This is a genomic window from Streptomyces mutabilis (genome assembly GCF_046628145.1).
Taxonomy (GTDB): Bacteria; Actinomycetota; Actinomycetes; order Streptomycetales; family Streptomycetaceae; genus Streptomyces; species Streptomyces mutabilis.
This window is the reverse complement of record NZ_CP176874.1, coordinates 6,594,796-6,615,269: the sequence shown is the minus strand read 5'-3', so window position 1 is coordinate 6,615,269 and position 20,474 is coordinate 6,594,796. Positions and strand designations below refer to the sequence as shown.

Annotated in this window: 16 protein-coding genes and 1 pseudogene; 9 read left to right on the top strand and 8 right to left on the bottom strand. The window is 72.4% G+C overall.

Annotated features, from left to right (window positions below):
* Positions 1-24: 24 nt before the first annotated feature.
* The 5 genes from ACLIN4_RS29620 to ACLIN4_RS29600 form a co-directional block, all read right to left on the bottom strand.
* Positions 25-1,206 carry an ROK family transcriptional regulator gene (locus tag ACLIN4_RS29620; RefSeq protein ID WP_100048067.1) on the bottom strand — a complete coding sequence of 394 codons (1,182 nt, stop codon included), beginning with the start codon at positions 1,204-1,206 and terminating at the stop codon, positions 25-27.
* A gap of 260 nt (positions 1,207-1,466) precedes the next feature.
* The gene (locus ACLIN4_RS29615; protein ID WP_411576414.1) at positions 1,467-2,144 is read right to left on the bottom strand and encodes a GntR family transcriptional regulator; all 678 of its coding nucleotides are present in this window, start codon (positions 2,142-2,144) and stop codon (positions 1,467-1,469) included.
* Positions 2,145-2,278: 134 nt separating this feature from the next.
* Positions 2,279-3,229, bottom strand: a complete 951-nt coding sequence (locus tag ACLIN4_RS29610) for a beta-ketoacyl-ACP synthase III (protein WP_307651829.1) — start codon at positions 3,227-3,229, stop codon at positions 2,279-2,281.
* A gap of 138 nt (positions 3,230-3,367) precedes the next feature.
* Positions 3,368-3,511, bottom strand: a complete 144-nt coding sequence (locus ACLIN4_RS29605) for an MFS transporter small subunit (RefSeq protein ID WP_167343782.1) — start codon at positions 3,509-3,511, stop codon at positions 3,368-3,370.
* The gene (locus tag ACLIN4_RS29600) at positions 3,480-4,820 is read right to left on the bottom strand and encodes an OFA family MFS transporter (RefSeq protein WP_107478923.1); all 1,341 of its coding nucleotides are present in this window, start codon (positions 4,818-4,820) and stop codon (positions 3,480-3,482) included. The genes ACLIN4_RS29605 and ACLIN4_RS29600 overlap by 32 nt, the downstream gene beginning before the upstream one ends.
* A 218-nt stretch (positions 4,821-5,038) precedes the next feature.
* On the opposite strand from ACLIN4_RS29600, the gene ACLIN4_RS29595 reads away from it, so the two are divergent.
* From ACLIN4_RS29595 to ACLIN4_RS29570, 6 genes are all read left to right on the top strand, one after another.
* Complete coding sequence (locus tag ACLIN4_RS29595; RefSeq protein WP_411576413.1) at positions 5,039-6,010, top strand: 2-dehydropantoate 2-reductase; 972 nt, start codon at positions 5,039-5,041, stop codon at positions 6,008-6,010.
* On the top strand, positions 6,007-7,929 hold the full coding sequence (locus ACLIN4_RS29590) for a molybdopterin oxidoreductase family protein (protein ID WP_307651830.1): 1,923 nt from the start codon (positions 6,007-6,009) through the stop codon (positions 7,927-7,929). Before ACLIN4_RS29595 ends, ACLIN4_RS29590 begins: the two co-directional genes overlap by 4 nt.
* Complete coding sequence (locus ACLIN4_RS29585) at positions 7,910-9,838, top strand: NAD(P)H-dependent oxidoreductase subunit E (RefSeq protein ID WP_411576412.1); 1,929 nt, start codon at positions 7,910-7,912, stop codon at positions 9,836-9,838. The genes ACLIN4_RS29590 and ACLIN4_RS29585 overlap by 20 nt, the downstream gene beginning before the upstream one ends.
* Complete coding sequence (locus ACLIN4_RS29580; RefSeq protein ID WP_289907544.1) at positions 9,835-10,695, top strand: 2Fe-2S iron-sulfur cluster-binding protein; 861 nt, start codon at positions 9,835-9,837, stop codon at positions 10,693-10,695. Before ACLIN4_RS29585 ends, ACLIN4_RS29580 begins: the two co-directional genes overlap by 4 nt.
* A gap of 5 nt (positions 10,696-10,700) precedes the next feature.
* Positions 10,701-11,549, top strand: a complete 849-nt coding sequence (gene fdhD, locus ACLIN4_RS29575) for a formate dehydrogenase accessory sulfurtransferase FdhD (protein WP_100045243.1) — start codon at positions 10,701-10,703, stop codon at positions 11,547-11,549.
* 217 nt (positions 11,550-11,766) lie between these two features.
* Positions 11,767-13,680, top strand: a complete 1,914-nt coding sequence (locus tag ACLIN4_RS29570; protein WP_411576411.1) for an exo-alpha-sialidase — start codon at positions 11,767-11,769, stop codon at positions 13,678-13,680.
* Positions 13,681-13,731: 51 nt separating this feature from the next.
* Here ACLIN4_RS29570 and ACLIN4_RS29565 read toward each other — a convergent pair whose 3' ends face one another.
* Positions 13,732-14,736: a bile acid:sodium symporter family protein gene (locus ACLIN4_RS29565; protein ID WP_179342388.1), complete on the bottom strand. Its 1,005-nt coding sequence runs from the start codon at positions 14,734-14,736 to the stop codon at positions 13,732-13,734.
* A gap of 167 nt (positions 14,737-14,903) precedes the next feature.
* Between ACLIN4_RS29565 and ACLIN4_RS29560 the strand changes: the two genes are divergently transcribed.
* From ACLIN4_RS29560 to ACLIN4_RS29550, 3 genes are all read left to right on the top strand, one after another.
* Entirely contained in the window at positions 14,904-15,788 is an 885-nt protein-coding gene (locus ACLIN4_RS29560; RefSeq protein ID WP_107477418.1) for a LysR substrate-binding domain-containing protein, read from the top strand.
* 302 nt (positions 15,789-16,090) lie between these two features.
* Positions 16,091-17,917 carry an AMP-dependent synthetase/ligase gene (locus tag ACLIN4_RS29555; protein WP_381940883.1) on the top strand — a complete coding sequence of 609 codons (1,827 nt, stop codon included), beginning with the start codon at positions 16,091-16,093 and terminating at the stop codon, positions 17,915-17,917.
* A gap of 83 nt (positions 17,918-18,000) precedes the next feature.
* Positions 18,001-18,837, top strand: coding sequence for an aldo/keto reductase (locus ACLIN4_RS29550; protein ID WP_289907542.1), 837 nt, complete (start codon positions 18,001-18,003; stop codon positions 18,835-18,837).
* 51 nt (positions 18,838-18,888) lie between these two features.
* Here the strand turns inward: ACLIN4_RS29550 and ACLIN4_RS29545 are convergent.
* Together ACLIN4_RS29545 and ACLIN4_RS29540 are read right to left on the bottom strand one after the other, a co-directional pair.
* Positions 18,889-19,352, bottom strand: a pseudogene (locus ACLIN4_RS29545) (SDR family oxidoreductase).
* 90 nt (positions 19,353-19,442) lie between these two features.
* Entirely contained in the window at positions 19,443-20,357 is a 915-nt protein-coding gene (locus ACLIN4_RS29540) for a class I SAM-dependent methyltransferase (RefSeq protein ID WP_289907541.1), read from the bottom strand.
* Positions 20,358-20,474: the final 117 nt, after the last annotated feature.

The window sequence follows — 20,474 nt, the reverse complement described above, 5'->3', positions numbered from 1 at the left end:
GTGGCCCGTGAAGGCGGGTGGTGCCTACGCGGGTGAGAACAGGTGGTCGCTGATCAGCCGGGCTCCGCCGATGACTCCGGCGGTGGGGCCCAGCTCCCCGAGGACGATGGGCAGGTTGCCGGTCGCCAGCGGCAGCGACTGACGGTAGACCTGGGTGCGGATCGCGGCGAGCAGGTTGTGGCCGAGGCCGGTCACCCCGCCGCCGATCACCACCAGGCCCGGGTTGAAGAAGCTGACCAGACCGGCGATGACCTGGCCGGTGCTCCGGCCGCCCTCCCGGATCAGGTCGAGCGCGGTGGCGTCACCCGCCGCGGCCGCGGCGGCGACGTCGGCGGCGCTGAGGCCCCCGTTCGCCTCCAGCCGGCCCGCGAGTTCGGCCGACAGTCCCTGCTGGGCGGCCTCCGTGGCGTCGCGGGCCAGGGCCGCGCCGCTGAAGTGGGCCTCCAGGCAGCCCCGGTTGCCGCAGGCGCACGGGCGCCCGTCGGGCACGGCCTGGATGTGCCCGATGTCGCCCGCGCTGCCCGTCGTACCGCGGTAGACCTCACCGCCGACGACGATGCCGCAGCCGATGCCGGTACCGATCTTGACGACGAGGAAGTCGTGCACGGTGCGGGCGACGCCCGCGTGCTGCTCCCCCAGCGCCATCAGGTTCACGTCGTTGTCGACCATGACCGGGCAGCCGAGTTCCTGGCTGAGCGCCTCCCGCACGGGGAAGCCGTCCCAGCCCGGCATGATCGGCGGAGCCACCGGCACACCCTCGGGGAAGCGGACCGGCCCCGGGACGCCGATGCCGGCGCCGTCGAAGCCCTCCGCGAGCCCCGAGGCACGCAACTTGGCCGCCATGGACAGTACTTGCTCGAAGACCGCGACCGGTCCCTCGCGTACGTCCATGGGCTGGTTGATGTGCCCGAGGATCTCCAGCTCGGCGTTGGTGACGGCGACGTCGACCGAGGTCGCGCCGATGTCGACGCCGAGGAAGCGCAGTTCGGGATTGAGACGGACGTTGTGGCTGCGCCGTCCGCCGCGCGAGGCGGCGAGTCCGTCGGCCACGACGAGCCCCGTCTCCAGCAGCCGGTCCACCTCGACGGCCAGCTTCGACCGGGAGAGGTCGACCTGGTCGCCGAGCTGGGCGCGGGAGTTGGGACCCCCGTCGCGCAGCAGCTGGAGCAGTCGGGCCTGGTGGGTGTTGGCGGGACGTGCGGTCATGCGTCTCACGTGCCCCTCCCCGCCTCGATCGGCCTTGAGTGTGCCGGTTACCGGTCACGTTCCTTGGCTTGCTTTCGGAGGGAACGTAGCAGCGGGCGCCCGGTGTGGGAAGAAGTCACGCACGAATTGCTGCGAACTTTCTCCACTGAGTGGACAAAGGTGTGCGGCAAGCTCACCGGCCGAGGACGTGGCAAGGCCGCCCGGCCATCGCGCCGGGCGGCCCCTGAACAGCCACTGACCTCGCGTTCTCCGTGCGACCCCTACGACTCGCCGCGTGCGTGGTACGAACGCCGGGTGTGTTCGGTGTGCTCGCGCATCAGCCGGGTCGCCGCCTGCTCGTCCCGGTCGGTGATGGCGGCGATCAGCCGCCGGTGCTCGATCCAGGACTGCCGGCCGCGCTGCCGGGCGACGGGCGTGTAGTACCAGCGGACCCGGCGGTCGACCTGCGCGGCGAGTTCGGCGAGGACGGTGTTGCCGGCCAGCTCCATGACCTTCGCGTGGAAGCGGGCGTTGGCGGCGACGGCGGCGTCCACGTCGTCCGCCGCGATGGCGCCCTCCCCTTCCTCGCACAGCTCCTCCAGGGCGGCCACTCCCGCACTCGACGCGTTGGCGGCGGCGAGTCGGGCGGCCTCGGCCTCCAGCAGCGTACGGACCGTCAGCAGCTGGTCGGCCTCCTCCTCCGTCGGCTCGTGCACGAAGGCGCCCTGCGCGGGGCGCAGATCGACCCAGCCCTCGGTGTTGAGCCGCTGCAGCGCCTCCCGTACGGGCTGCCTCGAGACCCCGAGGTGACCGGCGAGTTCGCTTTCGACGAGGTGCTGGCCGGGCTGGAGGGCCCGGGTCGTGATGAGTTCCAGCAGCGCCTCGTAGACACGGTCGCGCAGCGGACCGGGCCGTTCGAGTCTGGGCACCGCGCCCTGCGGCAGTCCTGCGGACAACATCGGTCCCCCTCGGAAGCGGTACGACGAGCACGACGAGTACACCGAGTATCGATTGTCTTTCGTCTACAGTCTACGGCTCGCAGGGCCCTGCCATGAGGGTGGGCCACGTCACATCGCGGTTCCGGCAGGGGCGTTCAGGGGCAGCGGACGACCTGTCCGGCGTAGGAGAGGTTGCCGCCGAAGCCGAAGAGCAGCACCGGGTCGCCGGTGGTGATCTCGCCCCGCTCCACGAGTTTGGAGAGCGCGAGGGGGATGCTCGCCGCCGAGGTGTTGCCGGACTCCACGACATCGCGGGCGACGACGGCGTTCACGGCGCCGATCTTCGCGGCGAGGGGTTCGATGATGCGCAGGTTGGCCTGGTGCAGGACGACCGCGGCGAGGTCGGCGGGTGCGAGACCGGACCGTTCGCAGGCCTGGCGGGCGATGGCGGGCAGCTTGGTGGTCGCCCAGCGGTAGACGCTCTGGCCCTCCTGCGCGAACCTCGGCGGGGTGCCCTCGATGCGGACCGCGTTGCCCATCTCGGGAACCGACCCCCACAGCACGGGCCCGATACCGGCCTCCTCGCCCGGCGCGCAGGCCTCCACGACGGCCGCCCCCGCCCCGTCGCCGACCAGCACGCAGGTGGTGCGGTCGGACCAGTCGGTCACCTCGGACATCTTGTCGGCGCCGATGACCAGCGCCCGGCTCGACGAGCCGGCCCGCACGGCGTGGTCGGCGGTGGCCAGGGCGTGCGTGAAGCCGGCGCACACCACGTTGACGTCCAGCGCGGCGGGCCCGGGGATGCCGAGGCGGGCGGCGACGCGGGCGGCGGTGTTCGGGGAGCGGTCGATCGCGGTGGAGGTGGCGACCACGACCATGTCCACGTCGGCGGGGGTCGCCCCGGCCGACGCGAGGGCCTTCGCGGCGGCGTGGCCCGCCAGCTCGTCGACCGGCTCGTCGGGCCCGGCGATGCGGCGGGAACGAATGCCGACGCGGCTCCTGATCCACTCGTCGCTGGTGTCGACCATGCCCGCCAGGTCCTCGTTGGTGAGGACGCCGGCGGGCTGGTAGTGGCCGACGGCGGTGATCCGGGAGCCGTGGTGCATGGGTGGAGTCCTCGCTGCCTCGGGGTACGGGATCCACCAGTGTGATCAGTGACCGACGGGTACGACGGCAGGTGAAGCGACAGGAAACCGGCGCCCGCCTTGTCGGCTTCGGTCAGCACCCCGGGCGCCCTCCACGCGTCACCCGGTGAACAGCTGGGTCGCCTTGCGGACGAGTTCGTACAGCCCGTAGGCGAGCGGCGCGCCCACCCACAGCCAGGTGAAGGCGATCAGTGGCCGCCGGGAGGGCGGGTCAGGCGGACTCTGGCTGCTGTCGTGGGACATCGGTGGCCTCCTTCCGGGCCGGCGCGGCGGGCAGGTGGTGGCGGGGATGGACGGGGCGGACGAGTTCGTTGGCGACGAAGCCGACGACGAGCAGCCCGATCATGATGACGAAGGACGTCCCGTACAGGGCGGAGCCGTGCTTCCCGGCCTCCTCCTGCCGGTCGGCGATCCAGTTCACGATCAGCGGCCCGAGGACGCCGGCCGTGGACCAGGCGGTGAGCAGCCGGCCGTGGATCGCGCCCACCTGGTAGGTGCCGAAGAGGTCCTTGAGGTAGGCGGGGACCGTGGCGAAGCCGCCGCCGTAGAAGGAGAGGACGACGAGGGCGCACAGGACGAACAGCGGCTTGGAGGAGTCGCCGAACAGGGCGATGAGCGCGTACATCAGCGCGCCGACGCCGAGGTAGACGCGGTAGATGTTCTTGCGCCCGATCAGGTCGGAGGTCGAGGACCAGCCGATCCGGCCCGCCATGTTGGCCGCGGACAGCAGCGCCACGAACCCGGCGGCGGCCGTCACGGACACCGGTGTGGAGGTGTCGGCGAAGAAGTCGGTGATCATCGGCGCGGCCTTCTCCAGGATGCCGATGCCGGCCGTGACGTTCATGCAGAGCACCACCCACAGCAGCCAGAACTGCGGCGTGCGCATGGCGTCGCGCGCCGAGACCTGGACGCCTTCGAGGGCGGCCGGGCCGCCGTCCGCCCGTTCCTTCGGGCGCGGCACCCGCACCAGCAGCACGCCCAGCAGCATGAAGACGGCGTACGCGAGTCCGTGCACGAGGAAGGCGAGGGCGATCCCGGAGTTGTCGGTGCCGAAGGACTTCAGCATCTGCGCCGACCAGGGCGAGGCGATGAGCGCGCCGCCGCCGAAGCCCATGATGGCGATGCCGGTGGCCATGCCGGGCCGGTCCGGGAACCACTTGATGAGCGTCGAGACCGGTGAGATGTAGCCGATGCCGAGGCCGATCCCGCCGACGAAGCCGTAGCCGAGGACGATCAGCCAGTACTGCTCCACGGCCGCGCCGAGCGCGGAGAGCAGGAAGCCGGACGAGAAGCAGACCAGGGCGACGGTCATCGCCCAGCGCGGCCCGTGACGCTCCACGAGGGTGCCGCCGAAGGCCGCGGACAGCCCGAGCATGACGATCCCGAGCTGGAAGGGCAGCGCGCTCTGCGTGCCGCTGAGGCCGAGGGCGGACTCCAGGGGCGGTTTGAACACGGACCACGCGTACGCCTGGCCGATGGAGAGGTGGACGGAGAGTGCGGCGGGGGGAACGAGCCAGCGACTCCAGCCCGGGGGTGCGACGGGGGGACTCATGATTCCCCAACCGTAGGGACGCGCGGGGCGGTTGAGAAGACAGTTGAGCAGACAACCACTGGTGCTCCACAAAGCTTGCCGCGCGCCTTGTCGGCCCCCTCTCCATACTGTAGACAATATTTCGTCGACAGGGCATCGGATCCGGGTCCGCGTTCGCGTTCGCGCCGGGCTCGTCGGCAGTTCCGCGGTATCCCTCGACCGAACGGAGCTCCCTCGCCATGAAAGTCGCAGTCCTCGGCGCCGGGGCGATCGGCGCCTACGTCGGCGCCGCGCTCCACCGCGCGGGCGCCGACGTGCACCTCATCGCCCGTGGACCGCATCTGGCGGCCATGAGGCGGTACGGAGTACGGGTGCGCAGTCCGCGCGGCGACTTCACCGCGCACCCCCGCGCCACCGACGACCCGGCCGAAGTCGGGCCGTCCGACTATGTGTTCCTGGGCCTCAAGGCGACCTCGTACGCGGCGTGCGGGCCGCTGATCGAGCCGCTGCTGCACGGCACCACGGCGATCGTGGCCGCCCAGAACGGCATCCCGTGGTGGTACTTCCACCGGCACGGCGGGCCCTGGGACGGCCGCCGGCTGGAGAGTGTCGACCCGCAGGGCGCGGTCAGTGCGGTGCTCGCGCCCGACCGGGCCGTCGGCTGCGTGGTCTACGCGGCCACCGAACTGGAACGGCCCGGCGTCGTACGGCACGTGGAGGGCACCCGCTTCTCGATCGGCGAGCCCGGCCGCGGTGTCTCCGCACGCTGCCTGACGCTGAGCGAGGCGATGCGCGCGGGCGGCCTGAAGTGCCCGGTCGAACCGGACCTGCGCCGGGACATCTGGCTGAAGCTGCTGGGCAACATCTCCTTCAACCCGATCAGCGCCCTCGCGCGCGCCACCATGCGGCAGATGTGCCTGCACGGCGGCACCCGCCAGGTCATCGAGACGATGATGACCGAGACGCTGGCGGTCGCCGCGGCCCTCGGCTGCGAGGTCGGCGTCTCCATCGAGCGCCGGCTCGCGGGCGCCGAACGCGTCGGCGACCACCGCACCTCCACGCTCCAGGACCTGGAGCGCGGCAAGCCGCTCGAACTCGACGTACTGCTCGCGGCGGTGGTCGAACTGGCGGAGATCACCGGGGTCCCGGTGCCCACCCTGCGCACCGTGCACGCCCTGTCGGACCTGCTCGCGCTGAGGAGCGCCGCATGAGGAAACGGCAACCGAAGACCTACACCCGTCTCACCCACCCCCTGGTCCGCGACTCGCGCGACCAGCCCTTCCGCCGCGCGACCTGGGACGAGGCCCTGGACCGAACCGCCCGGGGCCTGGCGGCGGCGCGCGGCGCGTTCGGGATGTTCTCCTGCGCCCGCGCGACCAACGAGATGAACTACGTCGCCCAGAAGTTCGCCCGGGTGGTGATGGGCACCCACAACGTCGACTCCTGCAACCGCACCTGCCACGCCCCGAGCGTCGCCGGCCTCTCGGCCGCCTTCGGCTCGGGCGGCGGCACCTCCTCGTACGAGGAGATCGAGCACACCGACGTCATCGTCATGTGGGGCTCCAACGCCCGTTTCGCCCACCCCATCTTCTTCCAGCACGTGCTCAAGGGCATCCGGGCCGGCGCCCGCATGTACGCCGTCGACCCGCGCCGCACCTCCACCGCCGAGTGGGCGGAGAGCTGGCTCGGCCCGAACGTCGGCACCGACATCCCGCTCGCGCACGCGGTCGGCCGCGAGATCATCCACGCGGGGCTCGTCAACGAGGCGTTCGTCGAGCGGGCCACCACCGGCTACGAGGAGTACCGGGCCCTGGTCGAGCCGTGGACGCTCTCGCTCGCCGAGAAGGTGACCGGCGTACCGGCCGCCGCGATCCGGGACCTGGCCCACGCCTACGCCCGCGCCGAGCGCGCCCAGCTCTGCTGGACCCTCGGCATCACCGAGCACCACAACGGCACCGACAACGTGCGCGCACTGATCAACCTCTCCCTGCTCACCGGCCACGTCGGCCGCTACGGCTCCGGGCTCCAGCCGCTGCGCGGACAGAACAACGTGCAGGGCGGCGGCGACATGGGTGCGATCCCCAACCGGCTGCCCGGCTTCCAGGACGTCCTCGACCCGGCGGTCCGGCTGAAGTTCGAGTCGGCCTGGGACACGGTCATCGAGCCGCACCACGGCCTCACCCTCACGCAGATGTTCGAGGCCATGGACGAGGGCACGCTGCGGGCCGTGTACTGCATCGGCGAGAACCCCGCGCAGTCCGAGGCGGACAGCGAACAGGCGGTACGCCGCCTGCGGGCACTGGACTTCCTCGTCGTGCAGGACATCTTCCTGACGAAGACCGCCGAGCTGGCCGACGTCGTCCTTCCCGCCACCGCCGGCTGGGCGGAGACCGAGGGCACCACCACCAACAGCGAACGGCGCGTCCAGCGCGTGCGCCGGGCCGTGACCCCGCCGGGTGAGGCACGGGAGGACATCGACATCCTCTGCGACCTGGCGGCCCGCCTCGGCCACGACTGGAAGTACGCCGACGCCGAGGCGGTCTGGAACGAGCTGCGCTCCCTGTCGCCGGACCACCACGGGATGACGTACGCGCGCCTGGAGGAGCACCAGGGCATCCAGTGGCCGTGCCCCAGCACCGAGGAGCTGGAACCCACCTACCTGCACGGCAGGTTGTGGGACACCGACCCGGCGCGACGCGGCCGACGCGCGCCGTTCGGCATCGTCCGGCACGACCCGCCCGTGGACCTCACCGACGAGGAGTACCCGATCCGCCTGACCACCGGACGCCGCCTCGACTCCTACAACACCGGCGTCCAGAGCGGCGGTTACGCCTCCCCGCTGCGGCGCGGCGAGTCCGTCGAGCTGTGCCCGGAGGACGCCGAGCGCTACGGCGTGGCCGTCGGCGAGGAGGTGCGGGTCACCTCGCGGCGCGGGTCGCTGGTCGCGCCCGTGTGGGTCGACACCGCGCTGCGGCCCGGGCTCGCCTTCATGAGCTTCCACTTCCCCGACGAGGTGGACACCAACCAGCTGACCATCGAGGCCAACTGCCCGATCGCCGGGACGGCGGAGTTCAAGGCCTCGGCGATCCGGATCGAGAAGGTGAGCAGCGGTGGACCTGCGCTTCGGTGACAGCAAGCCCACGGACGAGGAGCGCGAGGCCGTCGACGCCCTGCTCGGCGCTCCCGAGTCGTCGTGGGAGGGCGCCGACCGCTCCGACGCCGACCTCAGGTGGGCCCGGGGCGGCCGGGCGGCCCGCGACCGCCGCGACCTGCTCCTCCCGGCGCTGCACGCGGTCAACGACCGGGTCGGCTGGATCAGCGAGGGCGCCCTGGACTACGTGTGCCGGCGCCTGACGGTGCCCCCCGCCGAGGCGTACGGCGTCGCCACCTTCTACGCCATGTTCTCTGTCCGCCCCCGCCCGGCCACGGTCCTCCACGTCTGCACGGACCTGGCGTGCACGGCGGCGGGAGCGAGTGAGTTGTGCGCGGCGGTGGAGGCGAGGCTGGGCCCGGAGAGCGGGGCGAAGGTCGAACGCAGCCCGTGCCTGGGCCTGTGCGAACGCGCACCCGCGGCCTTGGTCGTACGCGCGGGCCATCCAGCCCGTTCGGCGTTTGAGGACGAGGCTGTCCAGGCCGAAGGGGGGTCCGGGGGCGCAGCCCCCGAGGCCGGGAATGGGAAGGGGCGGCGGGGGCGAAACACACCCCACGCCACCGCCGTATGCGCCCCCGCGGCCCCCGACACCACCGTCCACGCGGCCACCGCTCCCGAAACCGCCCCCGCCGAACCCGCCCCCCAGGCCGCCGTCCCCCAGGCCGGCGACCCCGCCCTCACCCTCCTCCACCGCATCGGCACCACCGACCCCGCCTCCCTCGACGACTACCGCGCCCACGGCGGCTACACCGCCCTGCGCCGCGCCTTCGCCCTCGGCCCCGCCGGCGTCATCCGCGAGGTCACCGACGCCGGCCTGGTCGGCCGCGGCGGCGCCGCCTTCCCGACCGGACGCAAGTGGCAGGCCACCGCCGCCCAGCCCGACCGCCCGCACTACCTCGTCTGCAACGCCGACGAATCCGAACCGGGCACCTTCAAGGACCGCGTGCTCATGGAGGGAGACCCGTACGCGCTCGTCGAGGCGATGACCGTCGCGGCCTACGCGACCGGCGCGCACAAGGGCTACCTCTACCTCCGCGGCGAGTACCCGCGCGCCCTCGCCCGCCTCACCCACGCGATCGCGCAGGCCCGCGCCCGCGGCCTGCTCGGCGACGACGTCATGGGCCAGGGCTACGCCTTCGACATCGAGATCCGGCGCGGGGCGGGCGCGTACATCTGCGGCGAGGAGACCGCCCTGTTCAACTCCATCGAGGGCCACCGGGGCGAGCCCCGCTCCAAACCGCCGTTCCCCGTCGAGAAGGGCCTGTTCGGCAAGCCCACGGCGGCGAACAACGTGGAGACGCTGGTCAACGTACTGCCCATCCTCACCATGGGCGCCGAGGCGTACGCGGCGATCGGCACCCCCGGCTCCCCCGGCCCGAAACTGTTCTGCGTGTCGGGCAGCGTGACCCGCCCCGGCGTCTACGAGCTCCCCTTCGGCGCGACGCTGGGCGAACTGCTCACCCTCGCCGGTGTCCGGGACGGCCTCAGGGCGGTCCTGCTCGGCGGAGCCGCCGGCGGCTTCGTACGCCCCGACGAGCTAGACATCCCCCTCACCTTCGAGGGCACCCGCGAGGCGGGCACGACCCTCGGCTCCGGAGTGGTGATGGCCTTCGACGACACGGTCCCGCTCCCCCGCCTTCTCCTGCGCATCGCCGAGTTCTTCCGCGACGAGTCGTGCGGACAGTGCGTGCCCTGCCGGGTCGGGACCGTCCGCCAGGAGGAGGCGCTGCACCGGATCGCCGAGCGCACGGGTGCCGCCGCGGCCGGGGACATCGCCCTGCTGCGGGAGGTGGGCCGCGCGATGCGGGACGCCTCGATCTGCGGCCTGGGGCAGACCGCGTGGAACGCCGTGGAATCCGCCATCGACCGTCTGGGGGCGTACGAATGACCGCGATACCGCTCGGCGTGCCGCGCCGGCTGGTGGAGTTCACCCTCGACGGGCAGGAGGCCCGCGTCCCCGAGGGTTCCACGATCCTCGACGCCTGCCGGGCCGCCGGGAAGGACGTCCCGACCCTGTGCGAGGGCGACACGCTCACCCCGAAGAACGCCTGCCGGGTCTGCGTGGTGGAGGTCGAGGGCGCCCGTACCCTCGCCCCCGCGTGCTCCCGCCGGGCGGAGCCGGGCATGGTGGTGCGCACGGACACCGAGCGCGCCCGGCACAGCCGCAAGGTCGTCCTCGAACTGCTGGCGTCGTCGGTCGACCTGTCCACGACCCCGGCGGTCGCGGGGTGGCTGAAGGAGTACGAGGCGAAACCCGACCGCTTCGGCCCCGACGCCGCCCGGGTCGACGAGGAACCCCGGATCGACAACGACCTGTACGTCCGCGACTACGGCAAGTGCATCCTCTGCTACAAGTGCGTGGACGCCTGCGGCGACCAGTGGCAGAACTCCTTCGCGATCTCCGTCTCGGGGCGCGGTTTCGACGCCCGGATCTCCGTCGAGCACGACGCCCCGCTGACCGACTCGGCGTGCGTCTACTGCGGCAACTGCATCGAGGTCTGCCCCACGGGCGCGTTGTCCTTCAAGTCCGAGTTCGACATGCGGGCGGCCGGCACCTGGGACGAGGAGCGGCAGACGGAGACGACCACGGTGTGCGCGTACTGCGGAGTGGGCTGCAACCTCACCCTCCACGTGCAGGACAATGAGATCGTGAAGGTCACCTCCCCGCACGACAACCCGGTGACCCACGGCAACCTCTGCATCAAGGGCCGCTTCGGCTACCAGCACGTACAGAACCGGGACTGACACACATGGGACGAGTCACGGAACGACGCAAGGTCATCCGCATTCGGGACGGGGCGGTCTCCACCCGGCCGGACACGCTCGTCGCCGAGGAACCGCTGGAGATCCGGCTGAACGGCAAGCCGCTGGCGATCACGATGCGCACCCCGGGCGACGACTTCGCGCTGGCGGCCGGTTTCCTGGTGAGCGAGGGCGTGCTCGCCGAGCAGGGCGACCTCCAGAACATCGTGTACTGCGCGGGCGCGACGGACGACGGCTCGAACACGTACAACGTGGTGGACGTGCGGACGGCCGCGCACGTCCGGGCCCCGGACATCACCCTGGAGCGCAACGTCTACACCACGTCCTCCTGCGGCCTGTGCGGAAAGGCCAGCCTGGACGCGGTGCGCACGACCGCCCGCTGGCCCATCGCCGACACTCCCCCGGTCCGCGTCACCCCGGAACTGCTGGCGAGCCTGCCCGACCGGCTGCGCGCCGCCCAGCGGGTCTTCGACCGGACCGGCGGCCTGCACGCGGCGGCCCTGTTCGACGAGGGCGGCGAACTGGTCGACGTACGGGAGGACGTGGGCCGGCACAACGCGGTCGACAAGCTGGTCGGCCGCGCCCTGCAGAACGGGGACCTCCCGCTGTCCCGCTCGGTGCTGCTGGTGTCCGGCCGGGCGTCCTTCGAGTTGGCGCAGAAGGCCGTGATGGCGGGCATCCCGGTGCTGGCCGCCGTCTCGGCGCCGTCCTCGCTCGCGGTGGACCTGGCCGCCGAGACGGGACTGACCCTGGTGGGCTTCCTGCGCGGCACCTCCATGAACGTGTACGCGGGTGAGGACCGCGTCGCCCTCCGGGCCGCGGCCGCCCGGGGCTGACCGGCTCCCCGCGACACGGCGGCGGGGCCCCGACCGGCGGGGAGCGCCCCCTGCGTCGCCGGGGCCCCGCCGTGATCCCGGACCCGTGCGCGGCCGGGCTCCGGTGAGCGCCGTCCGGCGACACGCGCGTGATCGAATGGGGAGTATCAGGCACGGAACCTCCTGATGTACTGATGTCCTGATGACCGGCTCAGCCGCCTGAAGGGCAGACCGCTCCATGCCGTCACCTCCCCGTACGCGTCCGCGCTCCCCCCTGCTCGCCCTCGCGTCCCTGTTCGCCCTGGCCGCCTCCGCGCTGCCGGCCCACGCGGAACCGAAGGGCCGGGCCGCGGAGTTCGAGCAGCAGGTCCTCTTCCGGGCCGACCAGGACCCGGGCGGTTACGCCTGCTTCCGCATCCCGGCGATCGTGCGGACGACCGAGGGCACCCTGCTGGCCTTCGCCGAGGGCCGCGTCCTCGACTGCGGGGACGCCGGCGACATCGACCTCGTCGTCAAGCGCTCCACCGACGGCGGGCGCACCTGGAGCCCGCTCCAGGTCGTCAACGAGGGCGGCGGCGACACCCACGGCAACCCGGCGCCGGTCGTGGACCGCGCCACCGGTCGCGTCCTGCTGGTCGAGACGTACAACGAGGGCCGCACCGACGGCGGCAACTGCGCGGTGCCCTGCGCCCGCACGCCCCACCTCCAGTACAGCGACGACGACGGCCGCACCTGGTCCGCGCCCCGCGACCTGAGCGCTGAGATCCAGCCGCCCGACTGGGACTCCTGGTACGCGACCGGCCCCGTGCACGGCGTCCAGCTGACCGGCGGCGACCACGCCGGGCGCCTCGTGGTCGGCGTCAACGCCGAGACCTGGGACGGCGAGCGAAGCGAGATGGGGGTCCCCCCGGCCGGAGGCTGGGGGAGGGTCACCGCCAACCACGCGGCGCTCGTGGTCAGCGACGACGGCGGCGAGAACTGGCGGATCGGGGCCACCGACACCTGGCCCGTCGCCGCCGACGGCACCTTCCGGCAGAAGCCGTCCGAGCTCACCCTCACCGAACGCGCCGACGGCTCGCTCCTGGTCAGCGGCCGGGAGGAGAACGGCACCGACCTCGGACACCGCACCCAGGCCGTCAGCCGCGACGGCGGCGACAGCTTCGCCGCGCCGTTCCGGGCCCTGCCGGACCTGTACACCCCGCAGGTGCAGGGGGCCGTGCTCCGCCTCGGCGACCGGATGCTGCTGTCCGCCCCCGCCGACCCCGACCGCCGCCGCACGATGTCGGTCCGCTCCTCCTACGACGGCGGCGCGACCTGGGACAGCGTGGACCGCGGCACGGTCGTCACCCGGGACTGGTCCGGCTACTCCGACATGGTGGCCGTCGACGACGCGACGGTGGGCCTGATGTACGAGGCCGGGCCGGTGGACGCCCGCGACGAGATCCGCTTCGCCCGCTTCACCGAGGACTGGCTCCAGCCGCGCCGGGGCGCCGGTCCGACCACTCCCGACCTCGCGCCGGGCGCCGCGCCCGCGGTCGTGCTCGGCGGCGCCGGGACGACGGACGGCGCGGTGGGCGGCGCGCTCTCCTTCGACGGCGTCGACGACGCCGTACGGCTGCCGTACGACGAGCGGCTGCCGCTGGGGGCCGGGGACTTCACGGCGTCGCTGTGGTTCCGGTACTCGGCGGACGGCGGGGAGCAGCCGCTGCTGTGGATGGGCGGGGTCGGCACCCGCCAGCCCCAGGTGTGGCTGCGCGCCGAGCCCGGCAACGGCCGGGTCCAGGGCCTGATCACCACGCGTGAGGGCGGAGCGGCCCCGCGCTCGGCGTGGGTGCGCACCGACGGCGCCTACAACGACGGCCGCTGGCACCACCTGGCGCTGCGCCGCGGCGGGGGCCGGCTGACGCTGTCCGTCGATGGTACGACGGTCGGCGCGGCGGACGTCCCCGGCTCGGTGAGCCGCAATTCGCCGTTCGGCGTGCACATCGGGGAGCGGGTGGACGGCCGGGCCCGCTTCACCGGCGCGATCGACGAGGTGCACGTGTGGAACCGGGCGCTGACCGACGCGGAGATCGCCGCCGGGAACCCGCCCTCGGCTGCCGGGAACACCGTGCTGCACCTGCCGCTGGACGGGGTGGCGGCGGGCGGCTGAGGGCTGAGGGGGGACGGCTGACGGCTGACGGCTGGACGGCGCCCGACCGGCTCAGCGGCTGCCGGTGCCGACCGTGGCGCGCCCCGCGGCGGCGGGCTCCCCGGGAGCCTCCGCCTCCGGGTCGTGGGAGCGGCGCTTGGCGATGACCGCGCAGACCATCAGCTGCATCTGGTGGAAGAGCATCAGCGGCAGCACGGCCAGCGAGGCCTGGGCGCCGAACAGGACGCTCGCCATCGGCAGCCCGGCGGCGAGGGACTTCTTCGACCCGGCGAACTGGATCGCGATCCGGTCCGCCCGGTCGAAGCGCAGCGCCTTCGCCCCGTACCAGGTCAGCAGCAGCATCACGGCGAGCAGCACGGCCTCGACCGCCAGCAGCCCGGCCAGCCGGACCGGGCTGACCTGGTGCCAGACGCCCTCGACCATGCCCTCGCTGAACGCCGTGTAGACGACGAGGAGGATCGAGCCCCGGTCGACGAGCCCGAGGACCTTCTTGTGCCGGGCGACGAAGCCCCCGATCCAGCGGCGCAGCAGCTGCCCGGCGACGAACGGCACCAGCAGTTGCAGCACGATCTCGACCACCGAGTCGGCGGAGAACCCGCCACCGTCACCGCCCAGCAGCGCGGCCGCCAGCAACGGCGTCACGACGATGCCCACCAGCGAGGAGAAGGACCCGGCGCAGATGGCGGCGGGCACGTTGCCGCGGGCGATCGAGGTGAAGGCGATCGACGACTGGATGGTGGACGGCACCAGGGTCAGGAAGAGCAGGCCCTGGTAGAGCGGGTCGGTCAGGAAGACCGGGACGAGTCCGCGCGAGGCGAGACCGAGCAGCGGGAAGACCACGAAGGTGCAGGCGAGCACGGTGACGTGGAGCCGCCAGTGCCGCACGCCGTCCATCGCCTCACGGGTGGAGAGCCGGGCGCCGTAGAGGAAGAAGAGGAAGGCGATCGCGACGGTGGAGGCTCCGGAGGCCACGTCCGCACCCGTGCCGCGGGCCGGGAGCAGTGCCGCGAGGCCCACCGTCCCGAGCAGCAGCAGGATGTACGGGTCGACCGGCATCCAACGCGGCCATCGCAGGCGTCTCACGGTGCTCCACTTGCTCGTCGTGCTCATTCGTCGTGTTCGCGGGGCTCACGGGTCCCCGCTCCATCCTGCTCCCTCACCGCGCGATCGGGAATCCGGTACACCGCTCTGACTGTCATCACGTACCGCGATAGCCTTGCGGTGTGTACGACCCCTCTCACCTGCGCACCTTCCTGTCGGTGGCCCAGACGCTGAGTTTCACGCAGGCCGCCCGGCGGCTCGGGCTGCGCCAGTCGACGGTGAGCCAGCACGTGCGGCGGCTGGAGGACGCCACCGGCCGGCAGCTCTTCAGCCGCGACACGCACTCCGTGGAGCTGACGGAGGACGGGGAGGCGATGCTCGGGTTCGCGCGGCGGATCCTGGAGGTGCACGAGCAGGCGACGGCCTTCTTCACCGGCACCCGGCTGCGCGGGCGGCTGCGGTTCGGGGCCTCGGAGGACTTCGTGCTGACCCGGCTGCCGGAGATCCTCGAGGGGTTCCGGCACGACCATCCCGAGGTCGACCTGGAGCTGACCGTGGAGCTGTCGGGGACGCTGCACGAGCAGCTGGCCGCCGGGAAACTGGACCTGGTGCTGGCCAAGCGGCGCCCGCAGGACCCACGGGGCGAGCCGGTCTGGCGCGACCGTCTGGTGTGGATCGGCGCCGAACGCCTGCGCCTCGACCCCGACCGTCCGGTGCCGCTCATCGTCTATCCCCCGCCGGGCATCACCCGCGCGCTCGCCATCGACGCCCTGCAACGGCAGGGCCGCGACTGGCGCATCGCGTGCACCAGCGGCAGTCTCAACGGACTGATCGCGGCGGCTCGCGCGGGCCTCGGCGTGATGGCGCACTCGCGCGGGCTGATCCCGCCCGGCCTGGTACGGGTGCCGGACCGGGCGGGACTGCCGGAGCTGGGCCGGGTCGACTTCGTGCTCGTGCACGGCCGGCGCCACCCGTCGGCGCAGGGCGCGGCGGATGCCCTGGCCTCGGCGATCCTGGCGGGCGGCGACCGCCTGCACCCGCCTCAACGGGCGGGCCTCGGCAGGTGAGCCACCCGAAGCGGCACCGGGTGTGACGCTTTCCGCGGCGCCCGCGCTGGAGGAGGAGAGGGCGGCTTCGACAGCCCCGTACCGACGGTAAGCGGGTCGTACAGATTCGGTGGAGATTACGGCACCGAAACTTACTCAACCGTCAGGAACGTGTCCGCCCTTTCCCCATGTGAGCGCATTTCCTCCCGCTGACCAGCGCGGACATGAGCACTGCTCGCGTTTGACGCCCCTCCCGCCTCCGTTCCGCGTGGGGTAGCTTTCACCGCGCTGTGCGGGGCGTCACAAGGAACGGGGAGCGGGGTTTGCGGGAATTCACCAGTCCTCCGTCGACGTCGGCACCACCGGTGGGCGGTCTGGCCGATGTCGTCTTCCGGCATGCCCAGGAGGATCCGGGCCACATCGCTCTCGGCCGCAAGGACGACGCCGGGCGGTGGCGGGACGTGAGCGCCGGCGCGTTCCGCGACGAAGTACTGGCCCTCGCCAAGGGCCTGCTCGCCCAGGGCATCCGCTTCGGCGACCGGGTCGCCATCATGTCCCGCACCCGCTACGAGTGGACGCTCTTCGACTTCGCCCTGTGGACCATCGGCGCCCAGGTGGTGCCGGTCTACCCGACCTCCTCGGCCGAGCAGTGCCTGTGGATGCTCCACGACGCCGAGGTGACGGCCGCGGTCGTGGAGCACGAGGACCACGCGATGACGATCGCCACCGTCATCGACCGGCTGCCGTACCTGCGCGGCCTGTGGCAGCTCGACTCCGGCGCCGTCCAGGAGCTGTACGACGCGGGCGCCCACCTCGACGACGAGGTGGTGCACCGGCACCGCAAGGCGGTCACGCCGGACACGGTCGCCACCGTCATCTACACCTCGGGCACCACGGGCCGCCCCAAGGGCTGCGTCCTGACGCACGGCAACTTCATGTACGAGGCGGACACCGTCATCGAGCGTTGGGAGCCGGTGTTCCACTCCAAGAAGGGCGACGAGGCGGCGACCCTGCTGTTCCTGCCGCTCGCCCACGTCTTCGGACGGATGGTGGAGGTCGCGGCGATCCGCGGCAAGGTCCGCTTCGGCCACCAGCCGCAGCTCAACGCCGCCGCGCTCCTGCCCGACCTGGCCGCCTTCAGGCCGACCTTCATCCTGGCCGTGCCGTACATCTTCGAGAAGGTGTTCAACGCGGCGCGGCGCAAGGCCGAGAAGGAGGGGAAGGGCGGCCCCTTCGAGAAGGCCGTCGACGTGGCCGTGCGGTACGCGGAGGCGGTGGAGGCGAAGGCCTGGGGCATCGGTCCGGGCCCGTCGGCGGGCCTGCGGATGCAGCACCAGCTCTTCGACAAGCTCGTCTACACCAAGGTCCGGGCCGCGATGGGCGGACGCATCCGCAACGCCATGTCGGGCGGCTCGGCGATGGACCGGCGGCTCGGGCTGTTCTTCGCTGGCGCGGGCGTGCAGATCTACGAGGGTTACGGCCTGACCGAGTCCACGGCGGCGGCCACCGCCAACCCGCCCGAGCGCACCCGCTACGGCACCGTCGGCCGGCCCGTCCCGGGCGTCACCGTGCACATCGCGGACGACGGCGAGATCTGGCTGAACGGCGACAACGTCTTCCAGGGCTACCTCAACAACCCCAAGGCCACCGACGAGACCCTGCACGAGGGCTGGCTCGCCACCGGTGACCTGGGCGCGCTGGACGAGGACGGCTACCTCACCATCACCGGCCGCAAGAAGGAGATCCTGGTGACCTCCGGCGGCAAGAGCGTCTCCCCCGGCCTGCTGGAGGAGCGCGTCCGGGACCATCCGCTGGTCAACCAGTGCATCGTCGTCGGCAACGACCGCCCCTACGTCGCCGCCCTGATCACCCTCGACACCGAGGCGGTCGACCACTGGCTGACGATGCGCAACAAGCCCCGGATGTCCCCGGCCGAGCTGGTGCACGACGCCGACCTGGAGACGGAGGTGCGGCGCGCGGTCATCGCCGCCAACACGCTGGTCTCCCAGGCCGAGTCGATCCGCACCTTCCGCATCCTGGCCCAGCCGTTCACCGAGGAGCACGGCCTGCTCACGCCCTCGCTGAAGCTGAAGCGCAAGGCCATCGAGAACGCCTACGGCGCCGAGGTCGAGGCCCTTTACAGAGCGTGAGTTCGCCGGTCAGGAATGCGTCACGGCCCGTGATCGTTGACCATGTGAGTACCACCTGACCACTACCGAAGGATCAAGAGCTCGTGAGCAGCAAGGTCCCCCCGATCATCCTGAACAACGGCGTCGAGATGCCCCAGCTGGGCTTCGGCGTCTGGCAGGTGCCGGACGACGAGGCGCAGACGGCCGTCGCCCAGGCGCTGGAGTCCGGGTACCGCAGCATCGACACAGCGGCGATCTACGGCAACGAAGAGGGCACCGGCCGGGCGATCGCCGCCTCCGGTGTGCCCCGCGAGGATCTGTTCGTCACCACCAAGCTCTGGAACAAGGACCAGGGGTACGACTCCACGCTCCGCGCCTTCGACACGTCGCTGACGAAGCTGGGCCTGGAGTACGTGGACCTGTACCTGATCCACTGGCCGATGCCGGCCAAGGAGCGCTACGTCGACACGTACAAGGCGTTCGAGAAGCTGCACGCCGACGGCCGCGTCCGGGCCATCGGCGTCTCCAACTTCCTGCCGGAGCACCTGGAGCGGCTGATCGGCGAGACGTCGGTCATCCCGGCCGTCAACCAGATCGAGCTGCACCCGCACCTCCAGCAGCACGCCGCCCGCGAGTACCACGCGGAGCAGGGCATCGCCACCGAGGCGTGGTCGCCGCTCGGCTCCGGCAAGGGCATCCTGGAGATCCCGGCGATCGTGGCGATCGCGCAGAAGCACGGCCGCACCCCGGCCCAGGTCGTGCTGCGCTGGCACCTCCAGCTCGGCAACGTGGTGATCCCGAAGTCCGTGACGCCGTCGCGGATCAAGGAGAACATCGAGGTGTTCGACTTCAGTCTGGACACCGAGGACCTCGCCGCGATCAGCGCGCTCAACGAGGACCGGCGTACGGGCCCGGACCCGGCGGAGTTCAACGGCGAGTGAGACGACGCACGTGAGGGGCCCGGTCGCTGCGACCGGGCCCCCTCGCGTGCCTCAGTTGGGCTGTCCCAGCGGGCGTACGACCACGGTGTTGACGTCGACTCCGGCGGGCTGGGTCATGGCCCGGACCATCGAGTCGGCGATCTGGTCGGCGGTCAGCAGTTCGCCGTCCGGCAGGCTGCCGTAGGCCTCCCAGAACGGTGTCTCCACCCGGCCGGGTCGCCCTCGGCGACCGAGTCGTGGGTGGCGAACCCGGCGTTGGCGACGACCGTGTCGAGCCGGCCGAACTCCTTGAGCGTGGCCTCGACGGCGGAGCGCACCTGCGTGTGGTCGGCGGCGTCGCCGACGAGCGTCAGCAGACCCTCCGGGTCACCGAGTTCCTCACGGAACGCGCGCAGCCTCGCCTCGCCGCGGCCGGTGACGGCCACCCGCTGCCCCGCCTCCAGCAACCGCCGTGCGACGGCGGCCCCGATCCCGCTGCCGCCGCCGGTGATGAGCGCCACCGATGAGTCGGTCATGGTCCCCCCCTGTGTGTCCGCGCTGCCCGGATCCCTTCCGGACAGCGGGGAGTCCATGACTTGGAGCGCTCTCCAAGTCAAGGGTCCGGGTCAGACCGGGCGGACCGCCGTGTAGACCGTGTGCGCGACCAGCACGAACACGTCCTGCCGCCGGTGCGCGCCCGCCTCGTCGGCGGGGTCGAGCAGCCGGTCGAGGGTGGCCCGGTCGGTGGCGTCGAGGCCGTCGCCGATCCGGTCGCGCAGCCGGGACAGGGACGTGGTGACGTAGGCGCGGGCCTCGTCCGTCAGGGGCGCCGGCAGGTCCAGCAGGAAGCTGCGGGTGCCGGTGTGCTTCAGGCCCGCCGCGGTCAGCATCGCCGGCCAGTCCTCGGTCTCGGCTACGGAACCGGGCGTGTTCGCGCGCATCTCGGCGAACGCGTCCTCCTCCACCGCGTGCATCCTGGCCTGCAGCCCGGGACGCCCGATGCCGATGTCGCGGGGCAGGAACCGGGCGGGCAGACCGCCCTCCAGGACGGCCAGCGTGCCGCCCGGTGCGAGGTGCCCGGCGAGTGCGGCCACGGCCGCGCGCTGGTCGCCGAGGTGGTGCAGGCTCTGGCTCGCCCACATCAGGTCGGCCGGGTAGTCGAGTTCGTCCAGCACGCCGGGCAGGTCGCCGGCGAGGGTGCCGAAGCGGTCGGCGGCGCCCTGGCGGGCGGCGCGGTCGCGGGCCCGCTCCAGCAGAGGTGCGGCGCCGTCGACGGCGACGACGCGGGCGCCGGGGAAGGCGTCGGCGAAAAGGCAGGAGACGACGCCGGGGCCGCTGCCGACGTCGACGACCAGGCCGGGGTCGGTCACCTCCCGCGCCAGCCAGGTCATGGCCTGCCGGTACAGCGGTGTGTACAGCTCGGCCTGCGCCTCCAGCAGCGGGGCCATTTCGGCCCAGTCCATGTCGGCGTGGCCGTGGCCGTGCTTGTGCTCGTGCTCGTGGCTGTGCTGATGGTGTGGTTCGTGGTGGTCGTGCGCCATGGTGTCAGCCTCCCGTTCGCGGTGCCGTCAGAGTGCGACGACTCACCGGTCCGGGGCAAACGAAGTTGCCGACACCGCAAAAGGAACGGCCGGTCGGGGCCCGGCCGGGCAGGCCGG

What these genes read in the sequence shown, in the direction of transcription:
- ACLIN4_RS29620 (WP_100048067.1), bottom strand. Translation starts at nt 1,206, where the DNA reads ATGACCGCACGTCCCGCCAACACCCACCAGGCCCGACTGCTCCAGCTG.
- ACLIN4_RS29615 (WP_411576414.1), bottom strand. Translation starts at nt 2,144, where the DNA reads ATGTTGTCCGCAGGACTGCCGCAGGGCGCGGTGCCCAGACTCGAACGG.
- ACLIN4_RS29610 (WP_307651829.1), bottom strand. Translation starts at nt 3,229, where the DNA reads ATGCACCACGGCTCCCGGATCACCGCCGTCGGCCACTACCAGCCCGCC.
- ACLIN4_RS29605 (WP_167343782.1), bottom strand. Translation starts at nt 3,511, where the DNA reads ATGTCCCACGACAGCAGCCAGAGTCCGCCTGACCCGCCCTCCCGGCGG.
- ACLIN4_RS29600 (WP_107478923.1), bottom strand. Translation starts at nt 4,820, where the DNA reads ATGAGTCCCCCCGTCGCACCCCCGGGCTGGAGTCGCTGGCTCGTTCCC.
- ACLIN4_RS29595 (WP_411576413.1), top strand. Translation starts at nt 5,039, where the DNA reads ATGAAAGTCGCAGTCCTCGGCGCCGGGGCGATCGGCGCCTACGTCGGC.
- ACLIN4_RS29590 (WP_307651830.1), top strand. Translation starts at nt 6,007, where the DNA reads ATGAGGAAACGGCAACCGAAGACCTACACCCGTCTCACCCACCCCCTG.
- ACLIN4_RS29580 (WP_289907544.1), top strand. Translation starts at nt 9,835, where the DNA reads ATGACCGCGATACCGCTCGGCGTGCCGCGCCGGCTGGTGGAGTTCACC.
- fdhD (WP_100045243.1), top strand. Translation starts at nt 10,701, where the DNA reads ATGGGACGAGTCACGGAACGACGCAAGGTCATCCGCATTCGGGACGGG.
- ACLIN4_RS29570 (WP_411576411.1), top strand. Translation starts at nt 11,767, where the DNA reads ATGCCGTCACCTCCCCGTACGCGTCCGCGCTCCCCCCTGCTCGCCCTC.
- ACLIN4_RS29565 (WP_179342388.1), bottom strand. Translation starts at nt 14,736, where the DNA reads ATGCCGGTCGACCCGTACATCCTGCTGCTGCTCGGGACGGTGGGCCTC.
- ACLIN4_RS29540 (WP_289907541.1), bottom strand. Translation starts at nt 20,357, where the DNA reads ATGGCGCACGACCACCACGAACCACACCATCAGCACAGCCACGAGCAC.